The sequence below is a fragment of the Pedobacter sp. AK017 genome (assembly GCF_014200825.1).
Lineage (GTDB): Bacteria > Bacteroidota > Bacteroidia > Sphingobacteriales > Sphingobacteriaceae > Pedobacter > Pedobacter heparinus.
On record NZ_JACHCW010000006.1, the window covers coordinates 78073 to 92103 of the forward strand.

Below are 14031 nucleotides of genomic sequence, written 5' to 3' on the forward strand. Positions count from 1 at the left end.
AGATATGAAAGCTTTAAAATATTTATCGATCCTGCTGATTATAGGATTCAGTTCCTGTAAAAAGTTTTTGGATACCAAGCCTACAACCGCTGCTCCTGAATATTATTATTCTACTGAGTCGGAAATGAATGCCGCCCTAACTGGTGTTTACGATGTGATGGGTAGTGAAAACGTATATGGAAACTCAATTTTTACCCGGATCACTGCAGCAACAGATGAAAGTTATTACCAGCGGAATACCCAGTCGACCGGTATCCAGGTACTAAACTTTGATGCATCAGATACCGATGTAAGGCTATTATGGAAGTCCCTTTATGAAGGGATTGAACGGGCCAATCTGGTGCTGGCAAATATCAATAAACCTGCAATGGATGAAACAAAAAGAGGGGCGATAGAAGGCGAAGCCTTATTTTTAAGGGCCTATTATCATTTTTTACTGGTAAGCAACTGGGGCGATGTGCCTTTGATCATCAAACCTACCAGCTCTATCACCACTACAGATGTGGCCCGTACACCTGCTAAAGAGGTGTATAATCAGATTATTGCAGATATGACAAAGGCCGAAGGACTGGTCAAATCTATTTCTGATATTGGTTTTGGTGGCAGGGTAAGCAAAAGTGCAGTTCAGGGCATCCTGGCCAGAGTAAATCTGTATATGGCTGGTGCCCCTGTAAATGATGTTTCCAGGTATGCAGAAGCATTGAAATGGGCAAGGAAAGTTGTTTCGACAGTTGGTTTACATAGTTTAAACAACGACTATAAGCAAATTTTTATCAATTATGCCCAGGATAAGTACGATGTTAAGGAAAGCATCTGGGAAGTTGAGTTCTGGGGTAACCGCATCGGCAACGCCTATACAGAAGCAGGTAGGGTAGGTAATACCAACGGTATTTTATGTTCTAATGAAAAAGAAGGTTATAGCTATGGTTTTATTGCTGCTACACCTACTTTGTTTAAATTGTATGAAGCTGGCGACCTGCGCAGGGATTGGGCAATTGCGCCATTTAAATATGTGGGAGCCACTACTGCCAGAACAAACTGGACACCTGCAGAAATCTATCAGCGCAATACCGGCAAATTCAGAAGGGAATATGAGTTGCTTGAAAAGCAAAAAAACTATACACCTGAAAATTTTCCTTTATTACGCTATGCGGATGTATTGCTGATGCTTGCCGAGGCTGCAAACTATGTAGACGGGCCAACAACAGAGGCCATTGATGCCATCAACCAGGTAAGAAAAAGGGCTTTTGGTAAAGTACTGGCTGGCGAACAGGTCCGCAGCATTAACGTTACTAACGGCGGTACAGGTTATTTAGCTACTAATTTACCTACTGTTACCATTAGTGGTGGTGGTGCCACACGTAATGCAACAGCTACTGTAACCATAACAAGTGGTAAAATTACAGCCATAACCCTTACAGACAATGGTGCTTTTTATACTTCTGCACCTACGGTAACGATATCTGGTGGCGCCGGTAGCGGTGCTGTGGCAACAGCTACCATTTCTGTTGCCAATGATGAAGTGCTTAAACCAGCTCAAACAGCATCTAAAGCAGCTTTACTGACAGTAATTAAAAATGAAAGGGCCAAAGAACTTTGCTTTGAAGCTTTACGCCGGAATGACCTGATCCGCTGGGGCGATTTCATGACCAATATCCAAAGTACAGCCGCAGAAATTACTGCAGGTGCACCAACGGCATTTAAATATGCAGCTCTTGCAGGCAACAATGCCAACGTCAGACACCTGTTGTTGCCGGTACCATTATATGAAACTTCTGTAAATCCGGCTTTGCTGCCTAACAATACAGGCTGGTAATACTGGTTAAGAAAATTGGATGAAGATGCTGAATAAACTAGCCGGATACTTATTGCCGATCATGGTGCTGCTGAATGTGGCACCATGCTTAGGTCAGGTTGTTGCTTCAAATGAAACTTTATACCAGGTTGTAAAGGAGGTAAAACCCGGTGGTCTGGTACAGATTGCCGATGGGACTTATAAAGATGTTCAGCTGATTGTCAGCAATTCAGGAAAATCTGGTTTGCCCATCACCATTAAAGCCCTGAACCCGGGTAAGGTTTTTTTTACCGGAGATGCTAAAGTAGAGCTGAGGGGCGAGCACCTGATACTGGAAGGCATCTGGTTTAAAGACGGGAACAGAGCTATTCAGGCATGGAAATCACATGGACCCGGATTGGTGGCTATATATGGTAGCTATAACCGCATTACCGCATGTGTATTTGATTGTTTTGATGAAGCCAATTCTGCTTACATTACTACTTCGCTTACCGAAGACGGAAAGGTACCTCAACATTGCCGCATAGACCATTGCAGTTTTACCGATAAGATCACTTTTGACCAGGTAATTAACCTGAACAATACAGCCAGAGCTATTAAAGACGGTTCGGTGGGAGGACCGGCGATGTACCATCGTGTTGATCACTGTTTTTTTTCCAATCCGCAAAAACCGGGTAATGCCGGAGGGGGAATCAGGATTGGCTATTACCGTAATGATATAGGCCGTTGTCTGGTAGACTCTAACCTGTTTATGCGTCAGGATTCGGAAGCAGAGATCATCACCAGCAAATCGCAGGAAAATGTTTATTATGGTAATACTTACCTGAATTGCCAGGGCACCATGAACTTTCGTCACGGTGATCATCAGGTGGCCATTAACAATTTTTATATAGGCAATGACCAGCGATTTGGATACGGGGGAATGTTTGTTTGGGGAAGCAGGCATGTCATAGCCTGTAATTATTTTGAGCTGTCCGAAACCATAAAGTCGAGGGGGAACGCCGCATTGTATTTAAACCCCGGTGCTATGGCTTCGGAGCATGCTCTTGCTTTCGATATGTTGATAGCCAACAACGCTTTCATCAATGTAAATGGGTATGCCATCCATTTTAATCCATTGGATGAGCGCAGAAAAGAATATTGTGCAGCCAATGGGCTTAAGTTCGAAACCCCGCACCAGCTAATGTTAAAAGGCAATCTTTTCTTTAAGGATAAACCTTATGTTTACCCATTTTTTAAAGATGATTATTTTATAGCAGGGAAAAATAGCTGGACTGGTAATGTAGCCTCAGGTGCGGAAAAGGGAATCCCTGTTAACATTTCGGCCAATAGGTCTGCCTATAAGCCGGTAAAAATTAAAGATATCCAGCCCATAGAAGGAATCGCTCTTGATCTCAATGCGCTGATCAGCAAAGGCATTACAGGAAAGCCCCTTAGCTGGGATGAAGTAAGGCCCTACTGGTTAAAAGAAATGCCCGGGACGTATGCTTTAACGGCCAGGCTTTCTGCAGTCAGGGCTGCAAAGTTTAAAGCCGTAATTAAAAGAAATAAAGAGCACTGAGATAGATCATCCCGGTGAATTGATAACCTATAAAACAAATACAAATGAAACCAATCAATTTCAATGGTAAAAGGCGTAGCCTTCTACTGGCTTCTGCGCTTGCTGTCTCGGTATCGGCTTCTGCATTTTTATGGCTTTCGCCGAAGACGGAACTGATCAAAAAAGATTTTACCGTTGCAGAAAAACAATATACCCAGCTGCTCAAAACATCAACAGATCTTACAGCTTTTCCCCGCACGACAAACAAGGATGGCTCAGTAAAGACGACCGATGTTTGGGATTGGACACAAGGTTTTTTTGCAGGTAGCTTGTGGTATATTTATGAATATACGAATAAACCGGAATGGAAAGCTGCAGCGACCAAATGGACAGAAGCATTGGAGCAGGCACAATTTTTAACGCAGCACCATGATGTGGGTTTTGTGATGTACTGTTCTTATGGCAATGCCATGAAGTTTGAAAAAGACCCTGTGAAGTTAGCACAATACAATAAAATATTGATCCAGTCGGCCGAATCGGCTTTAACCCGCTTTGATCCTAAAGTGGGCTTAATTAAATCCTGGAATGCTAAAAAATCATGGGACAATAAAACGACCTGGCAATACCCAGTGATCATAGACAATATGATGAACCTGGAGATGCTTTGTTATGTGTCTAAGTTAACAGGTAACCCGAAATATAAGAATGTGGCCATCAGTCATGCCTTAAACACCATGAAAAATCATTTCAGACCCGATTTCAGTACTTATCATGTAGTAGATTATGCGCCTGATGGAAAAGTGCTGCACCAGCAAACCAATCAGGGCTACGCAGATAACTCTACCTGGTCGAGGGGACAGGGATGGGCCATATATGGTTTCACTATGATGTACAGGGAAACGAAAGATAAACGTTTTCTGGAGGCAGCTCAAAAAGCGGCCGATTTTTACATCAGCCACCCTAATTTGCCAAAAGATAAAATTCCTTACTGGGATTTTAATGCAGGACAAAAAGGTTATACTCCGGATTTTGATTACAATGCCAATAAGCTGTCTTATATTCCGCGTGATGCTTCGGCCGGGGCATTGACCGCATCTGGCTTGCTGGAATTAAGTACTTTTGCTAAAAACGGAAATAAGTATTTCAAATCTGCGGAGCAGATGCTGAAATCTTTATCCGGAAGTGAATACCTGGCTAAACCAGGTACCAATTCAGGTTTTATCCTGAAGCATTCAGTAGGCAGTCTGCCACATAATTCTGAAATTGACGTACCCTTAATTTATGCCGATTATTACTTTTTAGAAGCCTTGCTGAGGTATCAGAAATTGCATGGTTAAACTTTGCTGAAGCAATGAAGGCGAGGTATAAAAATACCTCGCCTTTTTTGTTTGGGGCAAATAAACTTGTTTTTGTAACCTGATTCCACCTTTGTTCGGGGATGATTCGGCCTTTGTTCTCAAAATTACCTTTTTGCGAAGAAAAGGCCGAACCATAGGATAATCAAGAACGAAGGAGGGAGCTAAAATGTGATAAATTATTACGTTCTTTATGCGTTACAAAAATTGATCATGGAAACTGTTAACATCCTGGACGATCTTAATACTACCGCCCGCATTGCTGCAATAGATTCAATATTGGAAATTATTTGCCGCGCTACTGGTATGGGCTTTGCCGCAGTGGCAAGGGTTACCGAAACGCAATGGGTAGCCTGTGCGGTAAAAGATGAAATCAGTTTTGGATTGAAACCGGGAGGAGAATTGGTATTGGAAACTACCATCTGTAATGAGATCCGCAGGCACCACGAGGTAGTTGTGATTGATCATGTAGCCATAGACGCTGCTTTTGCAGATCATCATACACCAAAAATGTATGGTTTTCAAAGCTATATCTCTATGCCGATTATGTTAAGTAACGGCACTTTCTTTGGCACACTGTGTGCCATCGACCCCTTGCCCCGAAAACTCAGGAATGAACAGATCATGGGTATGTTTAAGAACTTTGCAGAACTGATTGCGGTACAGCTGGAAGCTCAGGAAAGGGTTGATGATACAAGGTCCAGTTTACTTGAGGAAAGAAAAACCTCTGAACTCAGGGAGCAGTTTATTGCTATTCTTGGTCATGACCTGCGTAATCCTGTAGGGGCGGTATCGAATGCTGCACAGCTCTTACTCAGGATGCCGCTGGACGACCGGATGAGAAGACTTGCAGGTATCATACAAGATTCTTCCTTGCGCATTAAGGGGTTGATTGAAAATATTCTTGATTTCGCCAGAGGCCGGCTTGGCGAAGGGATCCAGGTTAATTTCAAACCAGAACGTTCATTGGGAACAATGCTTTTTAACGTCATTACAGAACTCCAGCTCAGCTATCCCGACAGGAGTATTGAAACTGATTTCAGGTTAAGTTCAGTGGTAAGCTGCGATGGGTTAAGGATAGCCCAGCTGTTTTCAAACTTGTTGGGAAATGCATTAAGTCATGGCGATCCGGAGCAACCTGTTAAAATCAGTGCGGTTACAGGGCAGGAAATATTTACACTTTGTGTGTCCAATTTTGGAGAAGAGATTTCCCCGGCAGCTATGGGACGTCTTTTTCAGCCTTTTTCCCGCGGTGAAGTAAGACCAGGGCATGACGGCCTTGGGCTAGGGCTTTTCATTTCTTCAGAAATTGCGAAAGCACATGGAGGGACACTTGAGGTCGTGTCTGAAAACTATCAAACATCTTTTACTTTGAAAATCCCATTGGTTAAAGAACTGGACTAACTTACAATAAAATATGGTTAAACATTTTACTCCGAGCGACCTCGCTGCTTTTGTTTTTAAAGAACTGAAGCGCGCTAAGATCAGGGAAGAAAAACCTGCTGAGGCCATCCTGAATGAGTTGTTTAATACGTTGTATTATACCAGTCTGCAGACTGAAGAAGGGCAGTTCATCAGAGTTACTGTCACCTTGCTTGACCATAAAACTATTGATCTTTCTGAAGAGGGAATGGAAAGATTTGACAACTGGAAATTTTTCCCTTTTGAACCTGCTATAGAATTTTCAATCAAAAATCTGGTAAAATTGTCAAAAGCCGCTGATCCATGGAGCTCGAGCCTGTCCGTTTATTATGATGAGCACAATAAGCTTTTTATTTACGGTATGGTTGATCAGACAGTGCATTATCAGAGCTTTCTAAATTACGAGCGGGAAGAAAAACCTTTATATCCGGGGATTATTCAAACGATGATCAATGGCATTGGTATTCTGAACGTGATGTTGGATTACCATCCTCTTGCTACGCTGAACCAGCATTCGCTGGTCAAACTCTATCCTAATGTTTTTGAATATGGTCCGGTCTCGACATTTATCCAGCAAAAAGCTGAATATTCAAATGCTTTTCTGGAAAAAAAGTTTGAACATCGGCTAAATGCAAATGAAACCGAAATATTTAACGACATTATTTTTGAATATGTGATCCAGTCGATCAGCAGGATCCTGCTCAAAATAAAAAATTATGATCATGGCGGCGCAATATTAATCACGGAAGATTTTGAAACGGACCTGAGTACCAAGTACCGGCTGACATACGACAGGATTGAATCCGCGATCATGAACATACTGACCAGTGTTACGCACAGCGATCTGCTAGTAGAAGAGATTAAAGCACTGAACCGGCAAAAGGGATTGATGCCTGTAATATTACACGAAGAATGTGAAGATAATGAGCTGGACATAGAGGATAGCTATAATGAGCTGATCGGGGCCATCAGATTTGTATCATCCTTAAGCTGTGTAGATGGTTTGGTACTGATGTCACCCCACCTGGAAGTTAAAGGCTTTGGCACTGTCATTACTGAAAAAGAGCAACCACCCCAGGTTTGGGTAAACAGATCTTCTAAACCCACACAGGCCAGTATTAAAATTGACCCGTCCCATTTTGGCACCAGGCACCAGTCTATGTTCGCCTATTGTTACAAACATGCCGATAGTCTGGGGTTCGTCGTTTCACAGGATGGGGAAATCAGGGCAATAAAATGTGTAGACGGTAAAGTTATGATGTGGGAAAATATTAAGGTTTACCAGTTCCTGAGGAGCAATAAAATGCCTAGGCTGACATCAAGAAAGTTCTCCCGCTAAAGTTGATAACTTACCAAAGGTTGAAAAGTATTGTAAACATCTAAAATTTAGCAATGTTAAGCTTATACATCAAATTCATGATGTGTTGAAACCATTATAAAGACTTCAACACCATTGGACATAAATTGTATAGAGATGAAAAAATGTATTTATGTTGTAGAAGACAACGCGGCAATCAGAGATATCATTGAATACATGCTGACTGAAGATGAGTATGAAGTAGTGGCATCGCCTACTGTTAATGATTTCTGGAAACAGATGCAAAAGCGTAATCCCGACATGGTAGTTCTTGATATCATGCTGCCGGATGGGAGCGGACTGGAAATTTGTGAAACACTGAAAAGAAATGTAAAGACCCATGACATTCCGGTAATGATGATGTCGGCCAACAATTACCTGAATAAGGTAAAGGCGAAATGTATAGCGGATGAGTTTATCAATAAGCCATTTGACCTGAATGATTTTGCCAACAGAATTGAGCATTATGTGCACAATTAATTTCATTAATGCCAAAATCACTGAAGCTATAGCCAATTTGAAAAGCGGTTAATATATTAATTTAGAGATTTCTATTAACCGCAATTTAATGGCTGTATGAAGTATAAATCATTTTCTATGCTGGCTTTTGTGTTTTTGGTAACAACTGCCGATGCGCAGATCAAAAATATCTATCATAAGGGCTGGATAGATTTTAATAAAAATGGGAGGATGGATGTTTTTGAAGATCCGTCAAGGCCTGTTGATGCAAGGGTGAAAGATTTGCTGGGGCAAATGAACCTGGACGAGAAAACCTGTCAGACAGCAACACTTTATGGTTACGGAAGGGTTCTAAAAGACGAAATGCCGACAGCGGAATGGAAAACGAGTATCTGGAAAGATGGTATCGCAAATATAGATGAGGAACTGAATAGCCTGCCTTATAATAAAAAGGCCGTTACACAATATTCTTTCCCTTTTAGCAAACATGCCCATGCCATTAATACCGTGCAAAAGTGGTTTGTAGAGGAAACCCGCCTGGGTATTCCGGTAGATTTCAGTAATGAAGGTATTCATGGTTTATGCCACGATCGGGCTACCCCTTTTCCGGCCCCTGTGAATATCGGCAGTACCTGGAACAAAAGTCTTGTGTACCAGGCAGGAAGTATTGTTGGCCGTGAAGCAAAGGCATTGGGCTATACCAATGTATATGCACCGATCCTTGATGTTGCCCGCGACCAGCGCTGGGGAAGGGTAGTGGAATGTTATGCAGAAGACCCTTTTTTGATTGCAGAATTAGGTAAACAAATGACCATGGGTATCCAGGACCAGGGAACTGCTGCTACCTTAAAGCATTATGCTGTATATAGTGTGCCTAAAGGCGGACGCGACGGACAGGCACGTACTGATCCGCATGTAGCGCCAAGGGAAATGCATGAAATGTTCCTATATCCGTTCAGAAGAGTAATCCAGGAAGCTAAACCTATGGGCATCATGAGCAGTTATAATGATTGGAACGGAGAACCTGTAACCGGAAGTTATTATTTTCTTACAGAGCTGCTGCGTAAACAATACGGTTTTGATGGCTATGTGGTTTCGGACAGTGAAGCGGTAGAATTTATTTCGGGTAAACATCATGTGGCAGAAGATTACAAGCAGGCTGTTAAACAGGCTATAGAGGCTGGCTTAAATGTGCGTACCCACTTTACCAAGCCCGAAAACTTTATCCTTCCGCTAAGAGAATTGGTTAAGGAAGGTTCGGTATCTATGAAAACGCTTGATGAACGTGTGGCTGATGTATTGCGTGTAAAGTTCAGACTGGGCCTTTTTGATGACCCTTATGTAAAAGACCCGACCGCTGCAGACAAAAAGGTGCATACCAGGGCGGATGAAGAGCTGGCGGTACAACTGAACAGGGAATCTATGGTATTGTTAAAAAACGATAAAAACCTGTTGCCACTTGATATTGCTAAATATAAGCGCATCCTGGTTAGCGGACCATTGGCTACAGAGATAAATTACACCACCAGCAGGTATGGCCCCTCAAATAACCCTATTGTTTCTATCCTTGATGGAATAAAAGCTTATGCAGGTAAAAATTCAACAATAGCCTATAGTAAAGGCTGTGAGGTGATTGACGCCAAGTGGCCGGAAAGTGAGATTATTCCTGTCGAACTTACCACTGAAGAACAGCTGCAAATTGACCAGGCTGTGGCAGCTGCAAAAGCATCAGATGTTATTATTGCTGTAGTAGGAGAGACCGATGAACAGGTTGGGGAAAGTAAATCCAGAACCGGCTTAAATTTGCCGGGGCGCCAGTTAATGCTGTTACAGGCCTTGCATGCTACAGGCAAGCCTGTAGTAATGGTTATGGTGAACGGACGTCCTTTGACCATCAACTGGGAAAACCGCTACTTGCCGGCCATCCTGCAGGCAGGATTTCCCGGGCCATCAGCAGGTAAAGTAGTAGCCGAAACATTATTCGGTGATAACAATCCCGGAGGTAAACTGACAATGACCTATCCAAAATCTATCGGGCAAATTGAGCTGAATTTCCCTTTCAAACCAGGATCGCAGGCTGGTCAGGGTAAAAATGACGATCCAAACGGGAACGGAAAAACCAGGGTGCTTGGTGCGCTGTACCCATTTGGATACGGCTTAAGTTATACCACTTTTGAGTTCAGTAATTTAAATCTGGACAAGAAAGAAATCCATAACCAGGCCGATGTACACGTCAGTGTTGATGTGAAAAACACCGGTCAGCGCAAGGGTGATGAAGTGGTACAACTGTACCTGAAAGATGTAGTCAGCAGCGTGACTACCTATGAATCTGTATTGAGGGGATTTGAACGTGTGAGTCTGGCACCCGGTGAAACCAAAACCCTTAAGTTTACCCTTCATCCGGACGATCTGGCCATCCTTGATAAAAACATGAACCGGACTGTTGAACCCGGAAAATTCATTGTCATGATTGGTAACTCTTCAGAAGATATTAAACTGAAAGAGGAATTTACAGTAAAATAGAACCCGAGCAGATCATGCAACCTGCAGGACCTCTCTGCTTTGAAACAAAAATTACCTTCTCAGAAAGAGCCTAAGCGTTCTTCGCTTCTTCAGCGAAGTAATGCAGCTCTTGAAGAGCATGGTTATTTTTGACTTGCCGCTGCTGCCTCTGCTTTAGCTTTTTTCTTAAAGAATCCCCTCAACAAGAAGTTATGCTGCAGTGCCTCCATATTTTCGTCTAATTTCTGGCTGCTGGTTTCCAGGTTTTTCATAATGCCTTTTATGTGGTCGGCGGTTTGCTGGTCATTGATGAGTAAACCTACTGCATTATCTGTCTGGTTAAATTTTGAGGTTGCCTTATTCAGGTTCTCTGTCATTGCAGAAGCAGATTCCGCAGTTTTTTGCAATTCATTTACCGCAGTTTGCAATTTTGCAAAAACAGCCGTATCTGTCATAAGTTTATCTGTTAAGCCACCCTTGGTGTTCAGGGTTTTGGTAAACGTATTCATCTCAGCAGCCATTCTGTTTGCCGATTCAGTTGTAGTTTTCAGATTTTCTACAATAGCTTTAAAATTCTTTGCAATCTGCTCATCAGTAAGCAATGCACCCGCTGCGCCTTTGCCCTCTACAAGATTTTGTGCCAGTACTTTAAAATCAGAAGTTACATCAACCAGGTTTTTATTGTTCACCTGGAAAGTTTTCATTATATCGTCTGTAGACAGTGTGCTGGCCACCTGAAGCTGATCTCCATCTTCAACAAAAGGAAATTTCGGATTTCCTCCACTGATGACTACAATTTTGTTTCCGATCAATCCGTCAGAGCTGATGCTTGCTGCCGCATTTTTATGGATATATTTGTGGGCATCCTCTTCGATGTTCATAAACACCTGGACCTGGGAAATGCCGTAAAACTGGATCTTTTTGATCGTTCCGATCTTAACACCTGAAAACCATACATTATTTCCGGCTTTAAGACCTTGTATATCGCTAAAAACAGCATTCACAGTAAAGCTTTTTACAAACGCTTTTCGTTGGCTTCCTAAAGTGAAAACCCCTAAAACGAATATGACCAGGCCCAGGAGTATAAAAACTCCTACTGTTATCTGTTTACGGTTGTCTGTTACTTGCATATATTATTGAATAAAATTATAATCGTAAAAGGGTTTCACCCTTTCATCGTTTGTGTTAAATACTTCTTCAAATGTACCCAGGCGCTGAAATTGCCCGTCCAAAAGCATGGCCACCCGGTTTCCTACCGCTTTTGCGCAGGTAAGGTCGTGTGTTATTACAATTGAACTGGTATGGAAACGCTCCTGTACCTGGTTAATCAGGCTATTGATCTCCAGGCAGGTAATGGGGTCAAGACCTGCTGTAGGTTCGTCGTACAGCATAATTTCAGGCCGTAAAATAAGTGTGCGCGCTATACCAATCCTTTTTCTTTGTCCACCCGATAATTCAGATGGCATTTGATTGATGGTTTGCAATAGGCCAACGGCATCCAGCATTTCTTCCACAGCAAGGTTTACTTCAGCTTTGCTGAGGTTTCTCTGGTTTCTTACCAGTGGGAATTCAAGGTTCTGCCGCACAGTCATACTGTCATAGAGGGCACTGTTCTGGAAAGAGAAACCCACTTTTAGCCTTAAGGCCAGTAGTTCTTTATAAGTGATCTGATCTACATACTGGTTCAGTACTTTAATCATACCGGCGTCTGGAGTAAGCAATCCTACTATGATTTTAATCAGTACTGATTTCCCGGTTCCGGATTTTCCAAGAACAACCAGGTTTTCTCCTTTATACAAATCCAGGTCTACACCTTTAAGTACATGGTAGTTGCCGAAAGATTTGTTCAGTCCTTTGATCTCTATTACCTTTTCGTTCTGATGAAATGATTTCTTTTCCATAATTTATGATCAGCTTCTGAATAAACCAAAAAATTGTACGGAAACCACTTCTTCTATAAAAATGAGGAACATGGCAATCACCACGGCAGAATTAGCCGCTTTACCAACACCTTCAGTTCCTTTAGACGAATTATAGCCCTGATAGCAGCCAACCATACCAATGGTAAAGCCAAAAAGAATAGCTTTAACTGTGGATGCAGTGATATCCAGGAAAGTGATTTGTTCCAGGGAGGACTGAAAAAAGGCTCTTGCACTGGTACCCTCACTTAAAGAAACATTAAGTAAAGCACCCAGCATCCCCACCATCGCAGTATAAAAAGTAAGAATGGGTATGGTAATGGTTGCTGCCAGTACGCGTGTAGAAACGAGGAATTTAAAAGGATTGGTTGCCGAAACTTCCATGGCATCAATTTGCTCTGTAACGCGCATAGATCCAAGTTCGGCCCCTATACTTGAACCCACTTTACCAGCTGCAATCAAACCGGTTAATAGGGGGGCCAGGGTTCGCAATAAAGCTATTCCAACAAGAGAGGGCAGCCATGAAGTGGCACCAAACTCAGATAATGAAGGGCGGGATTGTTTGGTAAATACAATACCGGTAATGAAGCCTGTGGTAGAGATGAGCAAGGCCGAGCGATAACCAATTTCATAGCATTGGCGGAACAGTTCTCTTGCTTCATAAGGTGGAAGAAAACCCTCTTTAAAAAAGCGGGTAATAAACTTATAAACATCATATAAGGTTAAAAACATTCGGGCTAATTTGCCCGGTCCCTTAACTTCTTCTTGCATTAATGCTGGGCTTTCGGCTTTTTTCTCCATGAATCAGGCTCTTGCTTTAGGGCGTTACTATCAAACCATAAGCCAGAATTTTGTAAAGTTAGTGCTTGCATTATAAATTGAATGTAAATTTATAGTTTGGTTTACCGTTTTTTATTTATTTAGAATGATTATAAAAAGTTGGTAAGTTTGTATCAGAATCAGCTCATTATGAAAGAAGCACTTAGTGAAGAAGTATTGATGTATATTGCCAGCCAGCTGAGCAAGCCGGAAGGGGTAGATGGTATTTTAACCGCCGAACGTATGGCGCATACCAATAATAACATGACAAATGCAGCCATTAAAGCATTGAATATTGTTGATAAAAATGTAGTGCTTGAAATAGGGCCGGGTAATGGCAGACATGTCATGCATTTAATGAGCACTGCGGCCGGTTTGCGCTATTATGGGGTGGATATTTCCGATACCATGATTACCGAAGCCCATAAAATAAATGAAAAGATAGTGAGCAGCGGACAAGTTTCTTTTAAACTGACCAGTGCTGCCCAACTGAATTTTACTGCCGGGTTTTTTGACAGGATTTTAACAGTAAATACGCTTTACTTCTGGGAGAACCCGCTTTTGTATGCCCGGGAAGTGCTGCGGGTGTTAAAGCCTGGTGGTGTGTTTTGTCTGGCCATTGCAACAGCCGCTTTTATGAAAGGACTGCCCTTTACAAAATATAAGTTTAAGCTATATGAGAAGATGGAAGTTGAGCAGCTTTTGAAGGCAGCAGGTTTTGCTATCTTAAATATAGTGGAAGAAAAAGACCTGACCACCAGCCATACCGGAGATGAGGTAGACCGCGACATTATTCTTGTAACTGCGACAAAAGATTAAAAAATAAGTCCTGAATTGATTTTTTTAAAAAAAATACAAAATTC

The 14031-nt window shown here is 42.2% G+C and carries 11 protein-coding genes; 8 read left to right on the forward strand and 3 right to left on the reverse strand.

Annotated features, from left to right (window positions below; all coding sequences use genetic code 11):
• Positions 1-4: 4 nt before the first annotated feature.
• The 7 genes from HDC92_RS10025 (at position 5) to HDC92_RS10055 (ending at position 10451) form a co-directional block, all read left to right on the forward strand.
• A complete protein-coding gene (locus tag HDC92_RS10025) occupies positions 5-1816 on the forward strand; it encodes a RagB/SusD family nutrient uptake outer membrane protein (RefSeq protein WP_183874214.1) in 1812 nt (603 codons plus the stop codon).
• A 19-nt stretch (positions 1817-1835) separates the two neighbouring features.
• Positions 1836-3356 (forward strand): chondroitinase-B, encoded by a 1521-nt coding sequence (gene cslB / locus HDC92_RS10030; RefSeq protein WP_183874216.1) that lies wholly within the window; start codon positions 1836-1838, stop codon positions 3354-3356.
• A 44-nt stretch (positions 3357-3400) separates the two neighbouring features.
• Entirely contained in the window at positions 3401-4672 is a 1272-nt protein-coding gene (locus tag HDC92_RS10035) for a glycoside hydrolase family 88 protein (RefSeq protein ID WP_183874218.1), read from the forward strand.
• Positions 4673-4903: 231 nt separating this feature from the next.
• Complete coding sequence (locus HDC92_RS10040) at positions 4904-6094, forward strand: GAF domain-containing sensor histidine kinase (RefSeq protein WP_183874220.1); 1191 nt, start codon at positions 4904-4906, stop codon at positions 6092-6094.
• A gap of 13 nt (positions 6095-6107) precedes the next feature.
• On the forward strand, positions 6108-7451 hold the full coding sequence (locus HDC92_RS10045; protein ID WP_183874222.1) for a putative sensor domain DACNV-containing protein: 1344 nt from the start codon (positions 6108-6110) through the stop codon (positions 7449-7451).
• Positions 7452-7586: 135 nt separating this feature from the next.
• Positions 7587-7949, forward strand: coding sequence for a response regulator transcription factor (locus tag HDC92_RS10050; RefSeq protein ID WP_012780961.1), 363 nt, complete (start codon positions 7587-7589; stop codon positions 7947-7949).
• A gap of 96 nt (positions 7950-8045) precedes the next feature.
• Positions 8046-10451 (forward strand): glycoside hydrolase family 3 N-terminal domain-containing protein, encoded by a 2406-nt coding sequence (locus HDC92_RS10055; protein WP_183874224.1) that lies wholly within the window; start codon positions 8046-8048, stop codon positions 10449-10451.
• A 122-nt stretch (positions 10452-10573) separates the two neighbouring features.
• Here the strand turns inward: HDC92_RS10055 and HDC92_RS10060 are convergent, their stop codons facing one another.
• Genes HDC92_RS10060 through HDC92_RS10070 form a run of 3 tightly spaced genes read right to left on the reverse strand, consistent with a single transcriptional unit; the run spans position 10574 to position 13150 of the window.
• Entirely contained in the window at positions 10574-11560 is a 987-nt protein-coding gene (locus tag HDC92_RS10060; RefSeq protein WP_012780963.1) for an MlaD family protein, read from the reverse strand.
• 3 nt (positions 11561-11563) lie between these two features.
• Positions 11564-12331 carry an ABC transporter ATP-binding protein gene (locus HDC92_RS10065; RefSeq protein WP_012780964.1) on the reverse strand — a complete coding sequence of 256 codons (768 nt, stop codon included), beginning with the start codon at positions 12329-12331 and terminating at the stop codon, positions 11564-11566.
• Between the two features lie 9 nt (positions 12332-12340).
• Positions 12341-13150, reverse strand: a complete 810-nt coding sequence (locus HDC92_RS10070) for an MlaE family ABC transporter permease (protein WP_183874226.1) — start codon at positions 13148-13150, stop codon at positions 12341-12343.
• Between the two features lie 168 nt (positions 13151-13318).
• Between HDC92_RS10070 and HDC92_RS10075 the strand changes: the two genes are divergently transcribed.
• Entirely contained in the window at positions 13319-13987 is a 669-nt protein-coding gene (locus tag HDC92_RS10075) for a class I SAM-dependent methyltransferase (RefSeq protein ID WP_183874228.1), read from the forward strand.
• The last annotated feature ends 44 nt before the right edge of the window (positions 13988-14031 follow it).

What these genes read in the sequence shown, in the direction of transcription:
- HDC92_RS10025 (WP_183874214.1), top strand. Translation starts at nt 5, where the DNA reads ATGAAAGCTTTAAAATATTTATCGATCCTGCTGATTATAGGATTCAGT.
- cslB (WP_183874216.1), top strand. Translation starts at nt 1,836, where the DNA reads ATGAAGATGCTGAATAAACTAGCCGGATACTTATTGCCGATCATGGTG.
- HDC92_RS10035 (WP_183874218.1), top strand. Translation starts at nt 3,401, where the DNA reads ATGAAACCAATCAATTTCAATGGTAAAAGGCGTAGCCTTCTACTGGCT.
- HDC92_RS10040 (WP_183874220.1), top strand. Translation starts at nt 4,904, where the DNA reads ATGGAAACTGTTAACATCCTGGACGATCTTAATACTACCGCCCGCATT.
- HDC92_RS10045 (WP_183874222.1), top strand. Translation starts at nt 6,108, where the DNA reads ATGGTTAAACATTTTACTCCGAGCGACCTCGCTGCTTTTGTTTTTAAA.
- HDC92_RS10050 (WP_012780961.1), top strand. Translation starts at nt 7,587, where the DNA reads ATGAAAAAATGTATTTATGTTGTAGAAGACAACGCGGCAATCAGAGAT.
- HDC92_RS10055 (WP_183874224.1), top strand. Translation starts at nt 8,046, where the DNA reads ATGAAGTATAAATCATTTTCTATGCTGGCTTTTGTGTTTTTGGTAACA.
- HDC92_RS10060 (WP_012780963.1), bottom strand. Translation starts at nt 11,560, where the DNA reads ATGCAAGTAACAGACAACCGTAAACAGATAACAGTAGGAGTTTTTATA.
- HDC92_RS10065 (WP_012780964.1), bottom strand. Translation starts at nt 12,331, where the DNA reads ATGGAAAAGAAATCATTTCATCAGAACGAAAAGGTAATAGAGATCAAA.
- HDC92_RS10070 (WP_183874226.1), bottom strand. Translation starts at nt 13,150, where the DNA reads ATGGAGAAAAAAGCCGAAAGCCCAGCATTAATGCAAGAAGAAGTTAAG.
- HDC92_RS10075 (WP_183874228.1), top strand. Translation starts at nt 13,319, where the DNA reads ATGAAAGAAGCACTTAGTGAAGAAGTATTGATGTATATTGCCAGCCAG.